Source organism: Carnobacterium gallinarum DSM 4847, assembly GCF_000744375.1.
In the GTDB taxonomy this organism is placed as follows: Bacteria; Bacillota; Bacilli; order Lactobacillales; family Carnobacteriaceae; genus Carnobacterium; species Carnobacterium gallinarum.
In genome coordinates this window covers 40,319-64,089 of sequence record NZ_JQLU01000002.1, presented here as the reverse complement: position 1 = coordinate 64,089, position 23,771 = coordinate 40,319, and the positions used below count along the sequence as shown (strand labels likewise).

Below are 23,771 nucleotides of genomic sequence, written 5' to 3'. Positions count from 1 at the left end.
GATCCTTGTAGAAATACTTTGACTTAATAAAAAAATGATATAGGAGGAATGTAACATGGTAGATCAAATGGTATTATCAACACAAAAATGGTTAAATAAAACGTATAAGAATGTTCAGGGATTTGGCAGTGTACCTGAAAATGGAAAGACAGGATGGCCGACTATTTACGGTCTAATTAGAGGGTTCCAACATGAATGTGGGATTACTGAGTTATCGGATAATTTTGGTCCAACAACACAAAAAAAAGCTGATGATTTATTGCCTAAATTAAAAATAGGTTATACTGGGAATCTTGTTTATTTAATTCAAGGTGCTTTTTGGTGCAAAGGGATGTCTCCGGAGGCCTTTGATGGGAAATATACTACAAAAACCGAAGAAGCTATTAGTACATTGCAAAAAAATGCAGGTGTGGCTAGTAACGGAAAATTAACGGTAGCTTTATTAAAAGCATTATTTGATATGAGTGCCTTTGTATTAGTCCCAGGAGGGGATTCAAAAATTAGAACAATGCAACAAAACTTAAATGCATCTTATCAACCGTACTTTGGTATTTTACCCTGTGATGGTATTTATCAAAGAGAAACGAATACAGCTTTAATTTATGCTTTACAAGCAGAAATTGGAATGAGCCCTTCGGAAGCCAATGGAATCTATGGACCTGGTACTACTAGTAGAACACCTGTCGTCAATATCGGTGCTACTGGTAATGTTGTTAAAATTATTCAATGGGGATTATATGTGAATGGGTTTTATAAATCCGGAGACTTTAATGGCGTCTTTTCGAGTAGTCTGGGAGATGAAGTTATTTCATTTAGAAAATTCATGAAATTGCCTTCGTATTCAGCTACTGCTGATATGACTGTTATTAAAGGATTATTGTCCAGTGCAGGAAATACAAGTAGAGATTCAATTGCTTGTGATACCTCAACACAATTATCACTAGAACAAATAAAGTATTTAAAGTCTATTGATTTTAGTGTAGTGGGAAGATATTTAACTGGATCCGTTGGAACTGGAGCAAATAAACGAAACAAGTATTTAACCAGTGAAGAAATTGAAAATTTGGTTAACGAGGGTTTTAGCATTTTCCCTATCTATCAAGATGGAGGTTGGGAAGAAAATTACTTTACTAGTTCACAAGGTAAAACAGATGCTATTTTAGCTAGTAATGCAGCAATGGAATTAGGATTTCCAACAGGTGCAACTATTTACTTTGCTGTCGATGTAGACGTTTTGGACGGAAATATTGACTCTACAGTATTACCTTATATCAAAGCAGTTCATGATGCACTTTCAACTATTTCTTTATACAAAACAGGTATTTACGGTACTCGAAACGTTTGTCAAAGAGCCGTTGATGCTGGAGCAGTAACCAATTGTTTTGTATCAGATATGTCCACAGGGTTTAGTGGGAATTTAGGGTTTAAAATGCCTAAAGAGTGGGCATTCGACCAATTTATTGAAATGACCGTGGGTAGAGGAGACATGTTGTTTCCAATTGATCAAGTTGCTTCTTCTGGACGAGATGCGGGAGTGAAAAATTTTGATATTGATTCTAGTCAGAAAGTGAATACTATCAGTCATAATATATTGAATGGATTGAATTTGCAGGACTTTTTCAAAGAAGTTATTATTGTGCCCAATAAGATATATGAACAACATTTAGGTGCAATTGATCTTTATTTAACAGCAAGGAACACTTGGTCTTCTGATTCAAAAGAAGGAACGGCTAAAATTGTGGTAACAAATGGTATTGCAGACATGAAAGTATACCTTAATCCAATACAAGAAACACTTGATAAGTACAATACTATTTTTAAAGACGTAAAAAGTAATAGTATTGAAAGTGCAATTAATCGATTAGGACCTACAGTAAAAAATGGGATAATTGAAACTGGTTTAGCTGCACGAAATAGGAAAATAGGAACGAAAATCATTGTGAAAAGTGAGTATAAAATAAAACGAAATGGGAAAACATTAACAGAAAGATTAGAATTGATTATTGAAATCTATGTAAATCAAAGTAATGTTACTCCGGTTCCTGTTGCAGACTATGAACTGGTAACGAAGTCAGTTGAAAATAATAGTATGCCGGAAATTTTTGAGACAGTAGGTGGAATAGCTGTTATAGCGGGAATTATATATCTGCTCCCTGTAGAAGTAATAGGAATTGGTTCAGTAGCTATTGCGTCTGTTTTTATATCTGTAATCACGTGGGGAAAAGAACTAATTTCTTGATAAGCAAAACAATTACAGAATTCCTTACCAGTGGTGCCAGTCAACTGTTTAAGGAGTTGAATTTCAGGAGAATTATAAGTTAGGTGTTTTAAATAGTTAAAAGCAATTAGATTGGTTATAATAGTTCCAATCTAATTGCTTCTTATTTAATACACTATATTTAAATATTCTGTAATAATTGATACTATGAAAAAAATTTCAGTAAGTAAAAAGCTAATATATCCTACTTTTTTATAAATTACAATGTTTGAAGGAAAAACTACAAATTTTTTTTCTTCTGAAGGATTAGAAATAGACCATTTATTTATAGCGGACTTTGTTTTTTTTAAAAATCGGAAATAATTAGCAACTAAGATAAAAGAGGTGAAGGTGGCTAGTACTTGAAAAATTATTCCAAGTTTAACAAGATTATTATTGCTACCTGAATTTGAAAAAATCAAGAATAATCCACCCGTGGCTAATATAATCCAAAGAATGTAAAGAATCCAAATAAATACATATATTTTTTTTTCAAAAGGATAAATTAAATAGAGCGGGTGATCTTTCAACTTGATTTTACGATAAGAGTTTTTTTTATAAAACATTTTGACTTTAATTTTATATAAAATAAGTGAAATGTAGCATAATAGAATAAAAAAACAAGTAAGACTAAGAAAAGGGTAGTTTGCTATCATGATGATACCTCCAATATTTGCTAGTATTTAGGGATCTGTTACAAAGTTTTAGTAAAATCAAATTAGACAAACAATTATTGGGAATAAAATTGAATAGAGTCGATTTAAAAGTATTTCCGATTGTAAAGTCTATTAATTTTTATCAAAACTAAACTTTGAAATAGAATTGTATTTTCGTCGATGTGTTTCATCAGGATTATAGCGTATATCGAAGTAAAAATAAAGTATATAGTAAAATCAAATCATAATAAATTGTTAATTATTCTCGAATATGTTAATTTTGTATTAGCGAACGGATTTTAACAGAAATTTAAAGGAGTGTATAAATTTAAGGTTAAAATGAAAAAGAATGTACTCACTTGTTGTTAAATATGAGTGGTACACAAAAAAATCGTTTGAAATGACAGGTGTCTAATCTTTTTTAGTCAACCCTTCCTTAATTTAACGTGTTTTAACATTTCGCAGGAAGTTTATTTTGATTTAGATCGATTTTATTATGAGAAAATTTTTAATTTAAAGGTTAAAATGCGTTAGGGAATTTGTATGGATAATTTATCTATATAGAAATATGAGTGTTATATTGTTAACCAATAATCAATTTTATTAGTGTTTTAATTGATGATTTTAAATTTTGGAACACGATAGTTTCACTTACATTTTCAAAAATCTAAAAAACATTTGCTTTTCACCTTTACTAATATATTCATATTATGTATAATAAAATTAAAATATATTGGAGGTCGTTTTATGAAAAAAAATATTGTAAGTTTAATTTTTATGTTGTCAACATTGTCAGTAATTGTACTTCCCTCTTTTTCAGGAAATACAGTAGCACATGCAGATGAATCTAATAATTCAGATGTGGTTATTTATGATAAATTTGGTATAGAAGTTAGCCCCGAAATTAGCTCTAACCTTGTAACACGAGCAGTTGTCCCGCCAACAACAGTTAAATGGCTTAACAACTCTGCATCTTATCAGTCAGAAAATTTTTCGGGATCGGGAACTAGATATAGTGGAATTTCCTTTTCTTCTAGTACTACAAATAACTTTAGACTAACCTTTAGATTAGGTGGATTTGGTGTAAATACTATAGCTAATCCAGGAAACCCTTCTAATGTTAGTCAACGTTATAATTTACCTTTAAGCGGATCACCGTATACAATAAATACGTCAGGGTATTTCTATTTTCTTGTCGATAACCCTAGAACTGGACAGAACTACCATGTACAGGGGATTCAATAAGATGCTAAGAGAGTAGGTGTATACTATGAAAAAAACAATTAATAGAAAACTGTTTTCTTTATTTATTATTGTATCTCTGAGCTTTTTAGTTCTCATAGGGATTTATTTTACTCGAAATATTTATACATCCTATAAAATAAATCGAGATACACCAATTACAAGTACTGTTACAGATAAAAATGGGAATATTATTGATCCATTAGAGGATTAATGTCATTAGAATAGATATTTTTCTAAGAAATCTATTCTGTAATATTAACTATAAATTCTTAAAAATTATTCTTAATATAGTTACTTTGAAAAAAAGGTAGTCAAGAACTTATAAGTTATTGACTACCCCTTTTTTATTGTGACTAGTAATTTTAGTATGGCGCACTTTAATGGTGGCACGCAAACCTACATAAACTACTTAAGTTAAATCAATCAATAGATTACACCCTATTGGTTGATTTTAATTCCATAAATAAATTTTTCTAATGACCACCCATACTACACTCTAGATAGTTCTAAAAATGGGATTAAAAACAAATGACAATAAAGTATACCCTATTGTCATTTGTTAAAATGTAAAATATAAGCTAGTGCTAATTAGATTTTGCTGCAAGTCTTATCGATACAAATTCCCTTTAGGCGCTTGGGACCTCGCTTACAAATATGTTTAACACGATACACAATAAAATCTATGATTATCAAAAAACAGCGGTCTTTGGAAAACAATCATCTTTTTTTAAACATTGTATTTTAAAATTAAAATTTGAATTCCTTTTCCTCTATTGATATACTATTTCATAATATAGAAAGGAAGAAAATTTATGAATAAAGTCATTTTAATGTGTGGAGTTAGCGGCGCAGGAAAGACAACTTTTTCAAAAGAAAAAGAAAAGGATGGATACATAAGGCTATCTATAGATGAACTTATCTGGGAAGATTATGGCGTATATGGTGTCGATTACAAATCTGAAGAATATGAAAAAGTGTCGGCCTTATCATCCACGAAGATGAAAGAACTAACTATTAAGTATGTGCAGAAAGGAAAAAATGTTATCGTAGATTCCAGTTTTTGGTCAAAGAGCCATCGAGATAGTTATCGTAAATTACTAGAAGATTATGAAGTAGAAATTCAAGTAGTTTACCTCAAAGCCGATTACGCCATACTTAAAAAACGCTTGGAAATTCGAAATCAAACTCAAACTGCTAATTCAGCTTTTCCAATTACTGAGGATATCCTTAAACGATTTTATTCAGGGTTTGAAGAACCCATAAATGAAAATGAAATTGTTATCATTCAAAGTTAAGTCTTAAAATGATTACCCACTTAGGGGTCAATGGAACATCTTTACGAAAAGTTGCGGTATAAAAACGAAAGCTAGGTTGGAGTAACAACTTAGCTTTCGTTTTTTATATCTTCTATTTTTTTCAATTTCATTTTATTTATTTCTCGATAAAGCGTTCCTTGAGAAATAGTGGTAGATTCAAGAATTTCTTTAATCGAATAATCTCCACTGTCATACATTCTCATTGCTAAATTCAATTTTTCTTGAGGAATTTTTGGTCTTCCAATATTTACGCCACGTCTCCTGCTTGCAGTTATTCCTTCTTTTACACGCTCGGCTAATAAATTCCTCTCTAATTCAGCAATCACACTCATCATCTGGAGCATTGCTTTTCCGGTAGGCGTAGAAGTATCCATATTTTCTTTCAACGAAATGAATTCTACCTTTTCTTTTTCTAAGTGCTGAAGAAGAGTCAATATATCCAAAGTATTTCTACCAAGTCGAGAAATACTTTCTACAACTACTGTATCATTTGTCCGGATTATTTTTAACAGTTCTTCAATTCCTGGCCGTGACTTTTTTGTTCCAGTATATTTTTCTTTAATAATTTTTTCAACTCCATATTTTTTTAACTGATCTAATTGTCGATCTAGATGTTGCTCATCTTTTGACACTCTTGCGTATCCTATTATCATATAATTCCTCCTGATGCTCTTTTACTTTATTATCGGTAAATAACTATATTTTTGCAAGTGTTTCTTGTAAACTTATTTATAACTAGTTTTTGTAACTTAGAAAAGCTAGTTATTCAGTATCGAGTTTCAAAAAATATGAGGTTACAAAAACATTGGTTTTTGGTAACCACTCAGGGGGATTAAAATGGTAGAAATTGAACAATTGAAGGGACACCACAAAGAAGGATTTGGGAAATTTATAAATGAGCCATCTAAAGAACAACTTAATCTCTACTTTTATTTAAATGATTCTGATAAAGAGGTTATTGCAAAAATGAAAAAATCGTCCACAAAATTAGGATTCGCAGTTCAACTAGGAACCGTCAGGTTCCTCGGATGCTTTACATCTGATTTTGAAACACTTCCAATAGTGGTCATTCAGCATTTAGCTGCGCAACTAAATATTGACTACAAGGAATTTTATGGGTACACACGTAAACAAACAATTTGGCAACATATGAAACTTATACAAGACTACTATAACTATGTACTATTTACTGATAATGCAGTAGAAAAATATTTATCTGATTGGTTACTTGATCGGTCATGGTATACAACTGAGACGGATAATATGCTTTTTGATATGCTATTAAAAAAATGTTTGGATGAAAAAATTATTTTACCAGGTTTTTCTACTTTTGAACGCTTTGTATCTAAAATTATTGATTCTTCTGAAAAACAACTCTATAAATTACTTTCTGAGATTCCTGCTACATCAGAGGTAGAACGTTTGTTAGAATTATTTGATTTTGTTGGTGAGCCTATACGTGGTGCAACGCTTAAAATGGATATTTTACGAAGCCCTTTGATTGACGAAAGTCAAAAGGAGCTTATTCGTGGGTTTAATAGACTGATTATGTTCCAATCTTTTCATACAGAAAACTGGGACTTTTCTGTAATTCCTGAAGGGAAATTAAAAAAACTTGCCAGCTATGCTTTCAAAGCAAAAGCTCAAGCTATACAAAGAATGCCACTAAATCGCCAAATAGCTCATTTAGTGGCATTTGTTTATGAACATCAGAAAAAAGCAATGGACGAACAACTTTTAGCACTATCAAAATATGTAGATGCTATTTTTAGACGTGCAAAAAATAAAGAAATAAAAGATCGAATGAGAACAATAAAAGATTTAGATCGAGCTGCTCTTACGTTATCAAAAATTGTAGAACTTTTATTTGACGAATCCATTACTAACCAAGAAATTCGAAAAGTTATTTCAGATAAATTTCAAAAAGAAGAAATGGATGCAGCCATTTTTCAAGTTAAGGATATTGTTCGTAACGAGCAAGAACCCATTGCAATTAATGAACTTCGCAAAGCATTCAGGAAAATTAAAAAGTTCATCCCCTCTATTCTTTTATCCATTAACTTTGAAGGTAACAATTACGGGGCAGATAGCTTAGTCGTTTGGGAAAAGATAAAAGAAGTTTTTCCAAAACCAATAACACTAGACCATTTTTATGATATTGAACCCTGTTTATCTAAAAAATGGCAATATTATATACATGAAAATCCCACTTCAGTAAATCAGTGCGTGTTAATTGCTGGGCTAGAACTTCTCTTTCAAGGATTAAAAAAGCATGACATATTTGTTACTAATAGTGAAAAATATGCAGACCCAATGAGCTATTTATTGGATGATTCTACGTGGATAGAGCAACGGGAAGTTTTGATTACTCAACTTGACTTACCTTCTTCAGGCACCTTAGCTGTACAAAAATTAAGCGAAGATTTGTCTCTATCTTTTATAGAAACACAATCAAATTGGGATGCATCTAATATGGCAAGGCTTGAAGAAATAAATGGTGAAGTAAAAGTAGTTGTTTCAAATTTGAAAAAGGGAAATGAGCAGCCTAATGAAAAAGAGTTTAAATCACGTGTGCGCCAACTCATGCCTAGCATTGATTTATCCGATTTATTATTGGAAGTAAACCAACGAGTTGGGTTAACTCAATCCTTTAAACATTTAAATGAGAAAGAATCCAGAATGAAACAGTTAGATATTAGTATTTTAGCAGTATTGTTAGCGGAATCATGTAATATTGGATTTTCTCCAGTTTCCAAAAATAATATTGATAGTTTGAAGTATGATAGGCTCACCTATGTAGCTCATCAATACTTACGTATTGATACCTTAACTGCAGCTAATCAAAAAATTATTCATTCACATAAGAAATTGGAACTGGCTCTTGCTTGGGGAAATGGAGAAATGGCGTCTGCAGATGGAATTCGGTATATAACACCGCAAAGATCACTTTACTCTGCTAGTAATCCAAAATACTTTGGCAAAGGCCGAGGAATCACTTTCTATAACTTTGTTTCAGATCATTATATTGGTTTCCATGGAATGGTTGTATCAGGCACGTTAAGAGACTCTCTTTACTTATTAGAGGGACTTCTTAATCAAACCAGCGGATTACAGCCCACTCAGATAATGACAGATACAGCTGGATATAGTGACCTTATTTTTGGATTATTTGGACTACTAGGTTTTCAATTTAGTCCTAGAATTGCGAATAAACATGGTACCAAACTATGGAGAATTGAAAAAAATGCTGATTATGGTTTATTGAATGATGTTACTAAAAGTCGAATTAACACTGATTTAATTGAAGAACATTGGGAAGATATACTTCGAGTAGCAGGTTCCCTGAAATCTGGTAAAGTCAATGCAACTGAACTAACTCGAGCGTTACAACGATCTGGTCAACCAACTTCACTTGGAAAAGCAATTACAGAATATGGAAAGGTTTATAAGACCAAACATCAACTACGCTATCTTTCAGATGAAATTTATGCTCGTCAAATACTTGAACAGCTAAATAAGGGTGAATCACGTCATGCACTTTGCAGAAGTATATTTTACGGAAGAAATGGAAAATTATATCAAACTTATATTGATGGAATGGAGGAGCAGTTAACCTCTTTAAGCGTTGTAACAAATGCAGTAATTTATTGGAATACACTGTATCTTGAAAAAGTATTGGAGCAGATGAAAGTAGAAGGATATGACTGTTCAGAAGAACTTATAGGAAAATTATCTCCACTTTTATTTGAGCATATAAACTTTGTTGGTAAATATTCATTCCAGTATAATCAAGGTCTAGAAGACGGATCATTACGACCATTAAAAACACCTGATTCTCTCTAATGTTCGTGTTTATAAAGATACCGCAACTTTTCGTTCGATTGTTCCAGACAATTTTGGAGCCTTAAAGTCTAAAAAAAATAGAAATGCTGTTAAATCAGCGTTTCTATTTTTTAATAGTCGATTATACCGCAACTTTTCGTTAAGATGTTCCATTGACCCCAGTACTTAAGAAAATAACAGCATCTTCAATAATGTCTTGTTGTGTTGCTTTAATTAGAAATTGCGTTTCTAAACACTTTTTTGTTTTTCTTTCTTAAACGTATAATAAACTTGAATTAAAAATATGATACCTGAATAAAAAGTTAGTATAAGTAGCATATTATCTGTAGCTAGATTAAATTGATCATATAAAACGCCTGAAAAGAAATTAGCAAAAATCAATAGCACTAATAAACTAACTATGGATCAAGAGAAATCCTTATTTTAAGTGTATTCTTAAAGAATAATTAATATAATATAATATGTGTTTTTTTAGACGATCATTATTTTAAAATACACGATATTAGATAGTTTCATGTATCATAACTATAGATAAAGTGAATGAGAAATGGGGCTATTTAAATGATAAAAATAATTGACAATCAGAAACTCAAATTACATTACAAAGAGGGATTTGGATCATGGACTTATCACCTTAGACTACCAGGAACAGCTGATAATAAAGGGAGATGGGGACATTTAAAAGTATCTGGTACAATTGACGATTTTGAAGTGAAAAACATTTATTTGGCTCCAAGGAAAGATGAAGATAAGATCATCTCAATCAATAAGGAAATTAGAGACGCGATAGGGAAAAGCGGTGGCGATATAGTAACGGTAATGTTATATTTGCATGATTAATTTACTCAATAAATCCAATCTTCTCTTTTTAGATATGAAACTTACGCTATGATGGGCTTAAAGATTTGGGTAAGTTCTATATTTGATAGAATTTATTTTTATATCGCACACGATGTTTTCCGGAATCTCTTATATAAATTAGTTTATACGATTTTATAGACACTCTTTTATTTCTTCAACAAGTACTAAAATAGAGTTATTAATTGGTACATAAACGTCTAGTGAGGGCATGATATTCACCTCTTATCTGTTATAAGTAATAATGAATAGGAGGTGAATAGTGTAAAATGACTCCTATAGAGTGGACTCTGAAAAATAGATCTCTATAAGGTCCATTTTATTTTGTCCCAGCCTCTTTTGTGGTTAAATTTAAGTTAAATCATTTCAAGTAAATCATTCATGGATTCACTCATTGTAGGGTGAGTATAAATACCGTCTCGTAAACTCTTATATGAAATATTTTCATTAATTGCTAATGCAATTAAGTTGATCATTTCGTGAGCTTCGTAGCTGAAGAAGCTTGCGCCTAATATAAGGTCAGTCTCTGGATCAACTAATATTTTCAAAAAGCCGCTTGTTTCACGCAATACTTGAGCTTTAGGAACAGCAGCAACGGGCATCTTAGCAACTTTATAATTTTTACCAGCTTCAGTTGCTTCTTTTTCATTAAAGCCTACCCGTGCAAATGTTGGATCCACAAATGTTGCTGTAGGATAAACACGACGCGTTTCTAAATTATAGTTGGATTCTTCTCCTAGCAATTGAGGCAAAACAATACGGTAGTCATCCAAAGAAATATAAGTGAATTGTGGTCCACCTTTAACGTCGCCCACTGCCCAAATGTGTTCAACAGAAGATTGCAAGTGCTTGTTTACCTTGATTTCTCCACGAGCGCCGAGCGCCACGCCAGCCTTTTCAATATCTAATTTATTTGTGTTAGGAATACGGCCAGTAGCAACTAAAATTTCATTTAATTCAGCAGATTTTTCTTCGCCGTTTTGTTCAAATGTTAAACGTACACCATTATCCGTATCTTGAACACGTTTAGCTTGAGCGTTAAATTCAATAGTTACCCCTAATTCTTCTAATCTTTCCAAAATAGCTGCTGCGTCATCCTTATCTTCACGTGACAATAATGAGTCATTGAATTCATAAACGGTTACTTCAGAACCAAATTCAGCAAAATAAGAAGCGAATTCTAATCCAATTGGACCAGCTCCGATAATACCTAGTTTTTTTGGCAGATTTGTTAGCTCTAAAATTTCTTCACTTGTGTGGATGTGTGGACTGTTTTGCTTGTTTTCAAAATCTGGAATAACAGCCGTAGATCCAGTTCCAATAATGATATTAGCAGCCGTAACTTGTAGCGTTTCTGTATCTGTATCCACTAACAAAGTATGGTCATCTTTGAAGTGAGCAAAACCGTCTAAGACTGTTACGTTATCTAAATCAGCAATTTTATGGTAGTTTTTTTTATTTAATTTGGTTACTAATTCAGTTTTATAGTCCATGGCTTGTTTGAAAAACTGGTTGTTAATCTCAGGATTTCGCTCAATGCCAAATTCTGATAATTGATCAATAATTTTTGCACTATGTGTCAACGATTTAGTCGGTAAGCATCCCACATTAATACAAGTTCCACCATACATTTTAGCTGATTTTTCAATCACAGTGACGGTTTTTCCTTTTTTAGCTAAAGCACCTGCTAATGTTTTTCCTGCTTTACCAAATCCAATAATGGCTACGTCTGTAGTGTACTCATTCATATTTTAGTGCCCCTCTCATTTTGTATTGCATATAATTTTACTTCCATATCTTTTAATGTAATAGTTGCTAGTTTTGCTACTGCATCTTTATTCAGCTCATCATAAAGATCATCCATAGCTTCTGACATACCAGACGAAATCATACATTGTTCATTGATATAACCTGAATGCCAAGTATTTTGGATAATTGGGATCTTTATCGCCTCATAAACATTTTTTAAAGTGATAGCTTCTAAATTATCGGTTAGAAAGTATCCGCCATGCACACCTTTTTTTGTTTGAACTAATCCTTTTTTTCGGCATTTTGCCAGAACTCTGCGAACACGAACTGGATTCGTACAAATGTTCTCAGCTAATGCTTCACTGGTAAAAATTGAATTGTTATGACCTAAATAGACCAACCCATGTACTGCAATCGTAAATTCACTCAAAATTATTCACCTTCTTTAAAAAGTGACTTTTAAAGTTACTTTATCTAAATTAAGTATACACCTAAAAGTTATCCAAATCTACAAAGTCTGTTACTTTTAAGCAATTATTTTAATATCTCCTTAGACGAATTGATTAAAGGAGATGACGATAAGATGAAAAGAGAAGTAACTATTGCTAAGATGAATCAATTAATGTTGGTTATTATAGGATCATTTGTTTTAACCCTCATTACTGCATCCTTATTTAAATACTGGGGCGATTTTTCTTTGATTTTGCCAGTTACTTTTATAGTAATCATGGTCAATGCTGCTATTAAACTTCAAAAGATCCAAGATAAAGAAAATCTAAAAACCTATAAAAAAATCTTAGATTATATGGACAATAGAGAAGTAAGAAATGATCCGAAAACACAAAACAGGAAGAGAATGAACTTAGAAAAATCTAGCTTGGCGATAGTAGGAGCTCTTATTGAGTTTTTCTTAATGTATGGCGTACTGTCGGTTTTCTAAATCATCTTAATACATGAAATTGTATAAAATCGTGTATCGAGAATCCTATACCTATAGGGTTCTTTTTTTATACCGGTGTCCAACACATGATTGTGTGGTATACTAAACAAAATCATGTATCACTTTTGTGAGAGGAGAGGGCTTTTAAATGAGTTACAACGTCCAACCATTACGGACTCAACAAGAAATAAACGACTTTTTATTCTGTTTAAGGCGCAATAAAAACGCGGATCGGGATGTTTTTCTGTTTTTGATTGGCAATTAATAGCGGTTTACGCATGTCGGATATCGTAAAATTGAAGAAACAAGATCTGATTTCCTCCAAAAATCCCCGAATCGTCGAGAAAAAAACAGGCAAAACCCGTATTTTGTATTTGAGTAGTCTGCAGGACTTGATCCAAGACTATACAAAAGACTCAGAACCAGAGAATTATTTGTTTCCGAGCACCAAAGGTGGTCATGTAGAAGTCAATACGGTCTACCAAATGTTTCAAAAGGTCGCTAAGCTCTTAGGAAGAGACGATATTGGCACGCACACGCTGCGTAAGACGTTTGGTTACCACTATTATAAGAAAACAAAAGACGTGGCCACTCTGATGGAAATAGTTGGCCATAGCAACGAGAAGATTACGAAACGTTATATTGGAATCAATGAAGATGAAATCAGCGAGACCTTATTTAATTTCAGATTAGGTTTTTAATATTCTTTTAGGTATATTTTTACTAATTCTATAAAAATTCAATTTTAAATACTCCTCTTATATTTTTTTGTTGACATACTATTCTACAAATGATATTATTTGTATGTATAAATCTAATTTAACTTGCTCTTCTTGCTTATGTTTTAGAATGAGAGCTATTTAAATCTGAACAGGCGGTGGACATGTAAAAGGTCCATGCAGCCGGGCTGCAATTTTTGTGGCAGCAGAGTATGTAAATAATAAGGGCATACCTGTGGGACAGTTAATTCTGTTCTATAGGTGTGCCCTTTTTTATGTTTATTTGTGAAAAAAGGAGAGTGAGAGTATTAGACGTGCTGTTTTATTGAAAACATGCTAGTAAGTAAAAATTATAAAATAGGAAGAGGGTTTTAGAAATGGTTCATTATCTAACAAAAAGTAGGCAAGGTCAGTTTTTAGTTATCGGTGTTCTGTTTACGATTTTAGGGTTTGTATTTATCCGACTAAATGGTGCGTACAGTTCCACATCCTTTTATATTGCGATTTTCTTTTTAGGCTTCTACGCGGCAAAGGACGCTGTTGTTAATACTGTCAGAGATCGCTCACCAAACGTGGATTTACTCATGGTACTGGCTGCTGTTGGTGCAGTAATCATTAATTTTGAGTCAGAAGGAGCGGCCCTACTACTGATATTTGCTGCAGCGGAAGCGTTGGAGGACTATTCAACGGATAAATCTACCAGCGCCATTTCAGAGTTAATGGCGCAAGTACCGGATACCGCTCAGGTTCTAAAAGAAAACGGGGATGTAGTGGTTACCCCTACGGAGGAGTTAGCAATTGGAGACATTGTCGTGGTATCAAAGGGTGCGCAAATTCCCATTGATGGTTTCATCGACCGAAAAGCAATCGTGAATGAAGCAGCTTTAACAGGCGAATCGATTCCTGTAGAAAAAGAGTTAAAGGATGAAGTTTTTGCCGGAACAATTAACGAAGGAAATGTTTTTCATGTAGAAGTAAACAAAAAAATGGATGAAACCATGTTTTCAAATATCATCCGGATGGTTGAAGAAGCGCAAAACAGACCTTCTCGAATCGCCAAGTTTATTGATCGTATCGAAAGCAAATATGTGATCGGTGTTCTCATCATCGTACCCATTTTCATCTTTGTTCTCTATCAGTTCTTGGGACTGTCATTGGAAGAGGCCTTTTATCGAGGAATGGTGCTTTTAACAGTGGCCAGCCCATGTGCATTATGTGCCTCCGTTACACCAGCTACGTTAAGTGCGATTAGTAATGGAGCCAAAAATGGTGTGCTTTTTAAAGGTGGAGCTGCCATGGAAGCGTTGAGTACGATGGATATTTTATATACAGATAAGACTGGAACATTGACTTACGGTGACTTCCAAGTAGTAGATTATGCTGTGGATGAAGATGTTTTAAAAGAAGTCATTTATATGGAGCAGCAATCCAGTCATCCGATCGGAAGAGCAATCGTTTCTGCCTTTAAGGATATCGACCTAACAGAAGTTGAGCAATCGGAATCGATTGAAGAAATTGCTGGATCAGGGATTAAAAAAGGGGATATCTTAGTAGGGAAACCGGGTGCTTTTAAGCACTATGATAAATTTAACCAGTTCCAAAAAGTATTGGAAAAAGGGGATACGAGCATATTGGTAGCAGATGGCAATGAAGTGGTAGGTTACTTCTCATTCCGGGATCAAATTCGCCCGCAATCAGCGAGTACGGTTGCAGATTTCCAAAAAGAGGGGATTAAAGTTTGTCTTTTAACGGGAGATAACGAGAAGGTGGCTGCCCAAGTTGCCAAGCTTGTAAAAGTAGATGACTATATTGCTTCGATGTTACCGGAAGATAAAATAGAATTTGTAATGAATAGCCAAGGAAAAGAAGAAGTCGTTGGGATGATTGGTGATGGGATTAACGATGCGCCCGCTCTAGCAAATGCAGACATCGGGATTGCGATGGGGAGTGGCTCCTCAGTAGCGATGGAATCTTCTGATGTCGTTATAGTGAAGAATGATTTATCTAAATTGTTTTATAGCTATAAGCTAAGTAAAAAGTTAAATGGTATTATTATTCAAAATGTCATTTTCTCTCTCGTTGTCATTGTCACATTGACCACTTTAAATATGTTCGGCGTTCTTGGGCTCCCATTGGCGGTCCTTTTCCATGAGGGTTCAACAATTTTGGTTATCTTGAACGGGCTACGTTTATTGCAAAAGGAGAAAAAAGTGTAGCCTCAATGTAATTAAATAAAAGACAAGTTGATACTAAAACAGAGTGAGAAAACGGGGATCTAGGAATCAATCTTAATTTCCTCCTTTTCTTACTCTATTTTTTATAAAAAAATAAACTTCTCAATAACAAACTTCTCTAGAAAAAAGGAGCTTTTAATTCTTTAATTGTTTGCTTTCGGTATAAAATTCTTTGTATGCCATGTAACTAGCCATAACAGATGCAATACTTGTTGTAGAAAGCAACATAAAGGTAACCATAATCTGGTACTTTATTGCATGTGTTGGATCTACACCAGCAAACATTAATCCTGACATCATTCCGGGTAAACTAACGATTCCTATTGTTTTTGCAGACTCTATGGTAGGCAACATACCTGAGCGAATACTGTCACGTACGATTGTAATAGAGGCTTGTTTTAAATTTGCTCCTAGAGCTAACTTTTCTAATACTTGTTGACGTTGGTCTTTAAATTTTGCATTTAAGTTTCGATAACAAATTCCAATCGCAATCATTGAATTACTAGCAATCATTCCTGATATTGGAATCACCTGCGAAGGAATGAATAAAACAGCTCCCGATAGAAGGAGCACTACTAAAGTCAAACTAGTTGCTGTTAATATAGCAATAAACGATATTTTAAATGCATTTGATATGCCATTGCTTTTCTTACCAGCATTAAAAGAGGCGTTAAAAATAATGACTAAAACAAGTGCTAATGTCACAATAATATTATTTAAATTAAAAACGTAGCCCAACAAAAAACCAACTGCAACTAATTGAATAACTGCTCGAACCACACCGATTAAAATATCTTTACCTAATCCTAATTTTTCTTTATAAACAACAATAAGTGCTATTCCAACCAAAGCTGTTGCAAATAATAAAGATGCATTATTAATAGCTAAGTTCATTTAGGTTCCTCCATTTCTCCATTAACTAAGTGGACAATACGATTTGAAGATTGAATCTCTACTGTATTATGTGTGACCCATACTATCGTAATGCCTTGCTCTTGATTTAGATTACGGATCAAGGAACGAATAATAGTCTGATTTTCTTCATCCAATGCGCTTGTCACTTCATCTAGCAATAGAACCTTAGGCATAAACAATATATTACGAATTAACGCTACTCTTTGCTTTTCACCGCCAGATAATGCATGGACTGATTTAGTTAGGTACTCTTTTCCTAAACCAACGCTTTTTAAAGCAGATAAGGCCTTTTTTTCATTAAAAGGCTGATTTCTAATATCATAAGGAAACGTTAAATTATCTTTTACTGTTTCTCCAAAAAGAGTCGCCGTTTGAAAACAGTAGGATACTTCTTTTCGGTAATCAGTCGGTTCATATTCTTCAACTGGTTTATTTTGATAACATAATTTGCCTTCGGTGGGCGATAACATTGAGGCAATAATTTTTAATAATGTACTTTTACCACTACCAGATGGACCTGTAATCGTTAAAAAATCTCCTTTTTCAATAGTTAGAGTGATACCTTTTAAAATAGTTTTACCATCTACCTCGAATTCTAAATTTGTTGTTTTTAATAATGGTGCCTCCATATATTTACCTCCTCAAATCGTTCATATGTAGGTTTATTTCAAAAAAATAAAAAAGAACCCAAAAATAAAAGTAGAACTCAAATTTTTGGGCTTAAATCATTATTTTTTCAGTAATTTTTTTTAATGTTCGTTTGGATCATTTTTTGCATCTTCATGGGTTGGATGAACGGTTCCTTCAATATGATCAGGTCCAGCATAAATGGTATATAACTTTAAGGGAGTATCTCCAGTGTTTTTGATATTATGCCACATATCTGCTGGAACAAAAACTGCCTCATCTTCAGAAACGGATTGTTCAAAATTCAAGTTGTCTTCGGACGGTCCCATAAGGCATAATCCTTGCCCTTCTTCGATACGAATAAATTGATCGATTCCTTTATGCACTTCTAAACCAATATCATCGTTCGGTTGAATAGTCATTACCGTTACTTGTAATTTTTCTCCTGTCCATATTGTTGTCCGATAATTATCGTTTTGCACAGTAGCCTCTTCAATATTGACTACATAAGGTTTTTTGCCATGATCTTTAAAATCAATACTCATTATCCTAATCCCTCCGTTTTTACACTAATTATTTAATAATATTTATTACAATCTAATTTTATCTTATCATTATCTAAAAAGCAAGTATTTTAAATCCTATTTTAACATTTACTTAACATAATCACCCATTAAACCAAGTAGCTCCGTCGCTCATGTTGTGACGGAGCTACTTGGATTACCACCAGTTATATAATTATGAAAAGTCACGCGCATTACTGATTTCCTTGTATAACCGTACTTCTTCTCGTTCTAGATCTTCTCCAATAGGATTAATAATGAATGTGGAATACCTATGTTCAAGCTGATTCATCAACGAAACTAACGTTTCATTTTTTCTTCTTTTAGGTAAAAATAAAGCTTTTTGATAAGACTCTGCAATTAAATCTAAGTCTGTCTGAGTCATTTTCATCCCTGCTTTCTTATAAGTTGTTACTTATTTTATTGACCTACATAAAAAATATTTAAAGTCACTAGTTTTTTTTATTTTTTATTTTTTCTGGATAGGATTTTTTCTTTTTTTGTTCTGAACCTATTAATTTTATTTCTTCTACTACTTATTCTTAATTATATAGCTAAACTAAAAAATTAAACATTAAAAAAATTATCAAGTTGCAGAATAAGTTTTCCAGTGAGTTATAACGCCCAACCCATAGTTCTTACTACTCTTTTGTTTTTTTATTTTATAAAGTGTTTTCTCTAAAAGATATTGCATCATTTCCAGCAACTATAATATGATCTAACACTTCTATTCCTAGCAATTCTCCTGCTGCAAAAAATCTATCTGTAAGCTCATAATCTTCAATTGATGGATCAGTATTTCCACTAGGGTGATTATGATAAATCAGTATTCTTGCTGCATTATTCAACAAAGCACTTCTGAATATTTCTCTTGGGTGCGCTATGCTGCTATCTAGTGATCCACTAAACACTTTGTGAATAGCATTGATTTTATTTTTAGTATTTAGTGCAACTAAAAGTAACACTTCTTGAGCTTCGTCTCCTATTTCGTCAATTCCTATTTGTTTAGCTATCGTAGTACTAGTAATCATTGTATTGTATTCAACTGGTCTTTCTACAACAGTTTGTTTTACTCTCACCACTTCTTTTATTAATTGTACTGATTTTTTCCCCTCTATCTCTTTTACTGTTTTCATTTTGTACCTCCCTTTTCTTTGTTGTATTAAAAGTACGCTTTTAATATTCAAATCATTTTTTTATATCACTTATTGTAATTAGGGAAAAAGAACCGTTTACTGCTAAAACAGTAAATGGTTCTTTTACAAATTGTTTTAAATAAGATAAAAAATCAATAAAGCTAATTGGATAGGCATATACATGTTTTTTACCTACATATCTTTTGTTATTTACACTTACCGATCTGCCAATATACTAATTGATATTATTTAAATCACCAATCAGTTCATTTAGTACTTCATATTCTACTTCTGAAATAGTCATTTTTTCTACATTGTTATCTAGTATTGTATGTAAAGAATCTATATGGTCTTGCAAGGTATTCGCATTATAATTGTTATATATCATTTCTTTTAATACATCGAACACTATAAACATCTCCTAAAACACTCATAGTAAATAAGATTTTGTATTATTATACCATCATATTACAATATATTGTCTTTGATTTTTTTATCTTTTTTAATGGATAACCAACATACATTTTCATTACGGTTGTATATTTTGTTCATATCCTTGGTTCTATTAAATTTATATAATAATGTATGGATTCTTCTGAAATCATTTCTAATGAGCTTTCTGATAATCCCCAGATAGTTTCTTGTAACTCACTTAATGGTATTTTGTTCTCCTTATAATCCTGAATTATTTCTTGTATTGTTGTCATATTATCACTATCCTTTATGTCCGCCTACCATACGACTTCTCTGAATGGCAGTACCGCCTTTTGTTAAACTACTTGCATGTACAATTGCATTAAACCTGCATTCCCGAATTGTGTAACGATAATCACTCGAAAAACCGCTATAACGATTGATATATAGCGGTTTTTTTGTAGACTTATAACTCGTTATATAATATAATGTATAACGAGGAGTGTTGATATGGCAGTTATTTTTCAGACAAACAAGAAAACGGGCATTACTTATGCCTATCAGAATGAACCCTACTGGGATAAGGAAAAGCAACAATCACGCGCTAAGAGGACACTGATTGGAAAAGTCGATCCGGTTACAGGTGAAATCGTCCCAACACGTTCGTACAAAAAGAAACCGGCCCCGACTTCATCGGAAGTTAAGCCAGGGCCGATTCCAATGACACAAGTCCGAAGAATCTTCTATGGGGCAGGTTATCTGCTCGATCAAATTGGCAAGCAGACAGGCGTATACGCGGACCTTAAGGCCATCTTCCCGGAGCATTATAAGCAAATTCTGTCGATCGCCTATTACTTGATTCTCGAAGAGAATAACGCCTTGAGTCGTTTTTCCCATTGGCAAAAACTGCATCATCACCCGTATTGCCAGGATATTCCTTCACAACGAAGCAGCGACCTATTCCAAGCAATCGATGAGGAAGGCCGGATGGCCTTCTTTCAGAAACAAGGCAACCGCCGGATGGAAAAGGAGTATTGGGCATTTGACACTACGTCGATATCGAGTTACTCAGAGGTCTTATCGCAAGTGAAGAAGGGACGAAACAAGGAACACGACCGCTTGCCACAAATCAACTTGGCACTCTTGTTTGGGGCGCAATCCGGACTGCCCTTTTATTACCGCAAGCTCTCCGGAAATATCACCGATGTTAAAACGGTTCGGCAACTCATGAAGGAATTTGATGTAATGGGCTACAAAAAGGTCAACGTGATATTTGATCGAGGTTTTTACAGCAAGGATAATATCAACGCCTTGTATAAACACCACCAGAAATTCGTGATAGGAGTGCAACTCAAACTCAAATATGTCAAGGGTGTGTTGGAAGCGGAACGTGAGAACTTGAAACTTTGGTCAAACTTCGAAACACAGTTCACCACCTACGGTGTATGTCGCACAATAAACTGGGAATACGAACAGGAACGTCCGTATAAAGGTGATGTGATAAAATTGGAAAAGCGCGCGTATCTGCATCTGTTCTACAATCCTGAAAAAGCGATTAAAGATCAGGTAGACATGAACGACTATCTGACAGCCCTTCACCAAGATCTGAAGGAAAATACACTAAAAGATTATCGTATGAAAGATTATGATAAGTACTTCGAAGTTACTGAGACACCTAAACGAGGGAAGAAAATCACGCCTAAAGAAGAGGCGATGCGCAATGCGGTTAGAAATTATGGTTACTTCGCCTTGCTTTCTAATGAGGTCAATGATCCGTTTGAAGCGTTGTCTCTTTATCGCAGCAAGGATGTTGTTGAAAAAGCCTTCGGCAATTTAAAAGAGCGCCTCAACTTCAGAAGAATGCAAGTTTCATCCGAATTGTCCCTGAATGGGAAGCTTTTTGTGGAATTCATCGCCTTAATCTACTTATCCTACGTGAAAAAGAAGATGCAGGATGCCGAGCTATTTAACCAATGGACCCTTCAAGGTGTACTGGACGAACTGGACATGATTGAATTATTTGAGGCCCCCGGGCACGGTCGCGTGTTGGGAGAGGTTACGACGAAGCAGAAGGAATTATACGAGGCGTTAGGCGTTGCCCTTCCCTCGTTATAAATTCCGGGAATTCAGGTTGTAAAATATTATGAATTTCATTTTTGCATTGGGTGATGCGTTCGGTATAGGCTTTCCGACGTCTTGTCAGAAGCCGCAATTGTTGAACTTCTTCGCAAGGGATGTAGGATGGCTGGATCAGACCACATCTACCAAGTTGGGCAATCCATTCCGCATCATTCATATCCGTCTTCCGGCCAGGAAGATTTTTAATGTGTTGCGGATTCGCCAGTATCAACGTTAGATTACTGTCATAAAAAATATTAAATATGGGAATCCAATATTGCCCAGTACTTTCGAAAAAAACATGCGTTACGTTATGAGATTGAATCCACGTCAATGCTTCTCGTAGTTTCTTTGTTGTTGTACCAAAGGTACGAGGCTGCTTTTTTGGTTTGTTCGTGTCTAACGGGCCGTCAAGGATACAACAAACAATGGATTTTTGATGCACATCGATACCACAACAGGTTTCAACCATAACTTCCATGGAAATCCCTCCTATAAAAAAATGAGAAGATAACGGATTTCATCGAAATAGATCTGTAATTTTGTTTCCATACTCATAGGTATATTCGGTTTTTCTCAACAAGATGAAATCATTCAGTTTTTTGTACGGGTTCGGCAAAACTCCGTTAAAGAGGTTGAATTTGTGTTACCTTCGATTAAATTATAAGCGGCAACTTATTTTCTGTCATGGATTTGTTCGCGAAGCGAACTTAAAGTTTTTTGTGCATTTCGGGCTTTCATTACCCGAAATATGCAAACATCTTTCGGGTAATGAAAGCGGTCAACGAAGCTGTTTGAAGGAAACCTTCATGTACAATTTGATGAAAGGAGCTAAAAAACAACGATCCGCGAAAAATCGTTGTTTTTGTTATCTAATCTACTTTCAACTGAGGGGATATATTGGATTGGAAAACGAAAGACTTATATCAGGAGAAAATTTGGATTTTTTTTGATTTCAATCAAGTTATTAGTGAATCAAACATACTCAAGCTAATATCGTACAGAGATTGGGAAGTCCATCATATCCAAGTTCAATTTATAAAGGTTGTAAGGAAACGGTCAGGTTAGCAAATAATTCTAGTATATTTTTCAATGTCTTTTTTTTCTTTATCCGTTATTTTTTCGTCTGTAATCAAGGCTGTTATTTCATCGAGATTGTAAAACTTATAAAAATCCTCTTTGTCTATTTTGCTTGAGTCGGCGACAATATATTTTTCCCTGGCATTGTTCAACACAATTTCTTGAGTAGTACCTTCTTCTTCATTTGCAGTATATATTTCATTCCTGCTTATTCCGTTTGTTCCGATAAAAGCTTTTGAAATTCTCATCTTAGACAGCGCTTGATTGGCGATACTCCCAACAAAAGCTCCTGTTCGGTATCTATAGCTACCGCCTATTAGAATCAAATCATATTTGTTGGAGTTGTTAAATTTATTAAAGACATGGATTGAATTAGTAATGATCCTTGTTGGAAAGTCTTCCATGTAATCGTACACATTCTCGATTGTTGTACTGGGACCTAAAAATATTGTGTCGCCACTTTTAATTAAATTTGCAATTTTTTTTGAAATATATTTTTTTTCTTCTATCATGATTTCTTGCTTCTCAATATGAGACAGTTCTTTGTTGAATGAATTGTCCACAGGTTTTGCTCCACCGTGGATCCGTAGAAGTTTGCCTGCATCCTCCAAAGTTTTTAAATCTCGTCTTACTGTCATTTCTGTAACATTTAGGATGTTTGTTAAATCAGACACCTGAACAATTTTCCTCTGTGATATTAAGTCTTGAATAATATTTAAACGTTGTTGTTTTAACATGTGATTATCTCCCCCGCACTCTATTGTCCTAAATTGTTTAAAAATGTTTCTTTAGTAGTGCTAATAACAATTTATCACCATTGTAAGCGTATGTCAAATAGATAAAATCTAAAAGCTGCACATAAAAATTTGAACAGCTGATATAGTAACGTTGAATAAACGAACGAATAGTTATGCTCAGGAGTTTAGAAGTATTTTATGAATACTCAAATTCAATTAGAGAAACTTAAATCAATCCTGAATTATTCATACCACCTCCAAATTTGACATGAAAAACCTATTTTTGTTGAGCTATTGGGAGTTTGTCCCACCCGCGGTATAAATTCCGGAATTCAGGATGAAAAGCACCTCCTTAATTTGGTAC

General features: G+C 33.6%; 21 protein-coding genes, 1 pseudogene and 1 riboswitch. Of the genes and pseudogenes, 10 read left to right on the top strand and 12 right to left on the bottom strand.

Going from position 1 to position 23,771, the window contains the following annotated elements; all coding sequences use genetic code 11:
• Positions 1-55: 55 nt before the first annotated feature.
• Positions 56-2,239, top strand: coding sequence for a glycoside hydrolase domain-containing protein (locus BR43_RS00620; protein ID WP_034558303.1), 2,184 nt, complete (start codon positions 56-58; stop codon positions 2,237-2,239).
• 146 nt (positions 2,240-2,385) lie between these two features.
• On the opposite strand, the gene BR43_RS00615 is transcribed toward BR43_RS00620, so the two are convergent.
• The gene (locus BR43_RS00615; protein WP_034558301.1) at positions 2,386-2,913 is read right to left on the bottom strand and encodes a hypothetical protein; all 528 of its coding nucleotides are present in this window, start codon (positions 2,911-2,913) and stop codon (positions 2,386-2,388) included.
• A 747-nt stretch (positions 2,914-3,660) separates the two neighbouring features.
• Between BR43_RS00615 and BR43_RS00610 the strand changes: the two genes are divergently transcribed.
• From BR43_RS00610 to BR43_RS00600, 3 genes are all read left to right on the top strand, one after another.
• Complete coding sequence (locus tag BR43_RS00610) at positions 3,661-4,158, top strand: hypothetical protein (RefSeq protein WP_034558300.1); 498 nt, start codon at positions 3,661-3,663, stop codon at positions 4,156-4,158.
• A gap of 25 nt (positions 4,159-4,183) precedes the next feature.
• Positions 4,184-4,369, top strand: coding sequence for a hypothetical protein (locus tag BR43_RS00605; protein WP_034558299.1), 186 nt, complete (start codon positions 4,184-4,186; stop codon positions 4,367-4,369).
• Positions 4,370-4,970: 601 nt separating this feature from the next.
• Positions 4,971-5,453: a P-loop nucleotide/nucleoside kinase family protein gene (locus BR43_RS00600; protein ID WP_034558298.1), complete on the top strand. Its 483-nt coding sequence runs from the start codon at positions 4,971-4,973 to the stop codon at positions 5,451-5,453.
• 89 nt (positions 5,454-5,542) lie between these two features.
• Here BR43_RS00600 and BR43_RS00595 read toward each other — a convergent pair whose 3' ends face one another.
• Entirely contained in the window at positions 5,543-6,127 is a 585-nt protein-coding gene (locus tag BR43_RS00595; RefSeq protein WP_010051903.1) for a recombinase family protein, read from the bottom strand.
• 184 nt (positions 6,128-6,311) lie between these two features.
• Between BR43_RS00595 and BR43_RS19410 the strand changes: the two genes are divergently transcribed.
• Positions 6,312-9,317, top strand: a complete 3,006-nt coding sequence (locus tag BR43_RS19410; protein ID WP_084679661.1) for a Tn3 family transposase — start codon at positions 6,312-6,314, stop codon at positions 9,315-9,317.
• 561 nt (positions 9,318-9,878) lie between these two features.
• On the top strand, positions 9,879-10,157 hold the full coding sequence (locus BR43_RS00585) for a DUF1905 domain-containing protein (protein ID WP_005875075.1): 279 nt from the start codon (positions 9,879-9,881) through the stop codon (positions 10,155-10,157).
• 374 nt (positions 10,158-10,531) lie between these two features.
• On the opposite strand, the gene BR43_RS00580 is transcribed toward BR43_RS00585, so the two are convergent.
• Entirely contained in the window at positions 10,532-11,923 is a 1,392-nt protein-coding gene (locus BR43_RS00580) for a dihydrolipoyl dehydrogenase family protein (protein ID WP_034558295.1), read from the bottom strand.
• Positions 11,920-12,354 carry an RrF2 family transcriptional regulator gene (locus BR43_RS00575; protein ID WP_005237713.1) on the bottom strand — a complete coding sequence of 145 codons (435 nt, stop codon included), beginning with the start codon at positions 12,352-12,354 and terminating at the stop codon, positions 11,920-11,922. The genes BR43_RS00580 and BR43_RS00575 overlap by 4 nt, the downstream gene beginning before the upstream one ends.
• A gap of 153 nt (positions 12,355-12,507) precedes the next feature.
• Here BR43_RS00575 and BR43_RS00570 point away from each other — a divergent pair, with 153 nt between their 5' ends.
• The 3 genes and pseudogenes from BR43_RS00570 (at position 12,508) to BR43_RS00560 (ending at position 15,799) form a co-directional block, all read left to right on the top strand.
• Positions 12,508-12,864, top strand: coding sequence for a hypothetical protein (locus BR43_RS00570; RefSeq protein ID WP_021150714.1), 357 nt, complete (start codon positions 12,508-12,510; stop codon positions 12,862-12,864).
• A 148-nt stretch (positions 12,865-13,012) separates the two neighbouring features.
• Positions 13,013-13,565, top strand: a pseudogene (locus tag BR43_RS00565) (tyrosine-type recombinase/integrase).
• A 155-nt stretch (positions 13,566-13,720) separates the two neighbouring features.
• Positions 13,721-13,829: riboswitch (NiCo riboswitch) on the top strand.
• A gap of 131 nt (positions 13,830-13,960) precedes the next feature.
• Entirely contained in the window at positions 13,961-15,799 is a 1,839-nt protein-coding gene (locus BR43_RS00560; RefSeq protein ID WP_034558290.1) for a heavy metal translocating P-type ATPase, read from the top strand.
• A 153-nt stretch (positions 15,800-15,952) separates the two neighbouring features.
• On the opposite strand, the gene BR43_RS00555 is transcribed toward BR43_RS00560, so the two are convergent.
• From BR43_RS00555 to BR43_RS19770, 6 genes are all read right to left on the bottom strand, one after another.
• Entirely contained in the window at positions 15,953-16,711 is a 759-nt protein-coding gene (locus BR43_RS00555) for an ABC transporter permease (protein ID WP_034558288.1), read from the bottom strand.
• Positions 16,708-17,361 carry an ABC transporter ATP-binding protein gene (locus BR43_RS00550; protein WP_034558286.1) on the bottom strand — a complete coding sequence of 218 codons (654 nt, stop codon included), beginning with the start codon at positions 17,359-17,361 and terminating at the stop codon, positions 16,708-16,710. Before BR43_RS00550 ends, BR43_RS00555 begins: the two co-directional genes overlap by 4 nt.
• A gap of 120 nt (positions 17,362-17,481) precedes the next feature.
• A complete protein-coding gene (locus BR43_RS00545) occupies positions 17,482-17,904 on the bottom strand; it encodes a cupin domain-containing protein (protein ID WP_034558281.1) in 423 nt (140 codons plus the stop codon).
• A 193-nt stretch (positions 17,905-18,097) separates the two neighbouring features.
• The gene (locus tag BR43_RS00540) at positions 18,098-18,307 is read right to left on the bottom strand and encodes a hypothetical protein (protein WP_034558279.1); all 210 of its coding nucleotides are present in this window, start codon (positions 18,305-18,307) and stop codon (positions 18,098-18,100) included.
• A 277-nt stretch (positions 18,308-18,584) separates the two neighbouring features.
• A complete protein-coding gene (locus tag BR43_RS00535; RefSeq protein WP_051926833.1) occupies positions 18,585-19,058 on the bottom strand; it encodes a JAB domain-containing protein in 474 nt (157 codons plus the stop codon).
• Between the two features lie 235 nt (positions 19,059-19,293).
• Positions 19,294-19,467: a hypothetical protein gene (locus BR43_RS19770; RefSeq protein ID WP_155520245.1), complete on the bottom strand. Its 174-nt coding sequence runs from the start codon at positions 19,465-19,467 to the stop codon at positions 19,294-19,296.
• A 515-nt stretch (positions 19,468-19,982) separates the two neighbouring features.
• On the opposite strand from BR43_RS19770, the gene BR43_RS00530 reads away from it, so the two are divergent.
• Positions 19,983-21,587, top strand: a complete 1,605-nt coding sequence (locus BR43_RS00530; protein WP_034558278.1) for an IS1634 family transposase — start codon at positions 19,983-19,985, stop codon at positions 21,585-21,587.
• Here BR43_RS00530 and BR43_RS00525 read toward each other — a convergent pair.
• Together BR43_RS00525 and BR43_RS00520 are read right to left on the bottom strand one after the other, a co-directional pair.
• A complete protein-coding gene (locus tag BR43_RS00525; protein ID WP_034558277.1) occupies positions 21,529-22,071 on the bottom strand; it encodes an IS110 family transposase in 543 nt (180 codons plus the stop codon). The genes BR43_RS00530 and BR43_RS00525 overlap by 59 nt on opposite strands.
• A gap of 583 nt (positions 22,072-22,654) precedes the next feature.
• Positions 22,655-23,407: a DeoR/GlpR family DNA-binding transcription regulator gene (locus BR43_RS00520; protein WP_034558276.1), complete on the bottom strand. Its 753-nt coding sequence runs from the start codon at positions 23,405-23,407 to the stop codon at positions 22,655-22,657.
• Positions 23,408-23,771 lie beyond the last annotated feature (364 nt).

What these genes read in the sequence shown, in the direction of transcription:
- BR43_RS00620 (WP_034558303.1), top strand. Translation starts at nt 56, where the DNA reads ATGGTAGATCAAATGGTATTATCAACACAAAAATGGTTAAATAAAACG.
- BR43_RS00615 (WP_034558301.1), bottom strand. Translation starts at nt 2,913, where the DNA reads ATGATAGCAAACTACCCTTTTCTTAGTCTTACTTGTTTTTTTATTCTA.
- BR43_RS00610 (WP_034558300.1), top strand. Translation starts at nt 3,661, where the DNA reads ATGAAAAAAAATATTGTAAGTTTAATTTTTATGTTGTCAACATTGTCA.
- BR43_RS00605 (WP_034558299.1), top strand. Translation starts at nt 4,184, where the DNA reads ATGAAAAAAACAATTAATAGAAAACTGTTTTCTTTATTTATTATTGTA.
- BR43_RS00600 (WP_034558298.1), top strand. Translation starts at nt 4,971, where the DNA reads ATGAATAAAGTCATTTTAATGTGTGGAGTTAGCGGCGCAGGAAAGACA.
- BR43_RS00595 (WP_010051903.1), bottom strand. Translation starts at nt 6,127, where the DNA reads ATGATAATAGGATACGCAAGAGTGTCAAAAGATGAGCAACATCTAGAT.
- BR43_RS19410 (WP_084679661.1), top strand. Translation starts at nt 6,312, where the DNA reads ATGGTAGAAATTGAACAATTGAAGGGACACCACAAAGAAGGATTTGGG.
- BR43_RS00585 (WP_005875075.1), top strand. Translation starts at nt 9,879, where the DNA reads ATGATAAAAATAATTGACAATCAGAAACTCAAATTACATTACAAAGAG.
- BR43_RS00580 (WP_034558295.1), bottom strand. Translation starts at nt 11,923, where the DNA reads ATGAATGAGTACACTACAGACGTAGCCATTATTGGATTTGGTAAAGCA.
- BR43_RS00570 (WP_021150714.1), top strand. Translation starts at nt 12,508, where the DNA reads ATGAAAAGAGAAGTAACTATTGCTAAGATGAATCAATTAATGTTGGTT.
- BR43_RS00560 (WP_034558290.1), top strand. Translation starts at nt 13,961, where the DNA reads ATGGTTCATTATCTAACAAAAAGTAGGCAAGGTCAGTTTTTAGTTATC.
- BR43_RS00555 (WP_034558288.1), bottom strand. Translation starts at nt 16,711, where the DNA reads ATGAACTTAGCTATTAATAATGCATCTTTATTATTTGCAACAGCTTTG.
- BR43_RS00550 (WP_034558286.1), bottom strand. Translation starts at nt 17,361, where the DNA reads ATGGAGGCACCATTATTAAAAACAACAAATTTAGAATTCGAGGTAGAT.
- BR43_RS00545 (WP_034558281.1), bottom strand. Translation starts at nt 17,904, where the DNA reads ATGAGTATTGATTTTAAAGATCATGGCAAAAAACCTTATGTAGTCAAT.
- BR43_RS00540 (WP_034558279.1), bottom strand. Translation starts at nt 18,307, where the DNA reads ATGACTCAGACAGACTTAGATTTAATTGCAGAGTCTTATCAAAAAGCT.
- BR43_RS00535 (WP_051926833.1), bottom strand. Translation starts at nt 19,058, where the DNA reads ATGAAAACAGTAAAAGAGATAGAGGGGAAAAAATCAGTACAATTAATA.
- BR43_RS00530 (WP_034558278.1), top strand. Translation starts at nt 19,983, where the DNA reads ATGGCAGTTATTTTTCAGACAAACAAGAAAACGGGCATTACTTATGCC.
- BR43_RS00525 (WP_034558277.1), bottom strand. Translation starts at nt 22,071, where the DNA reads ATGGAAGTTATGGTTGAAACCTGTTGTGGTATCGATGTGCATCAAAAA.
- BR43_RS00520 (WP_034558276.1), bottom strand. Translation starts at nt 23,407, where the DNA reads ATGTTAAAACAACAACGTTTAAATATTATTCAAGACTTAATATCACAG.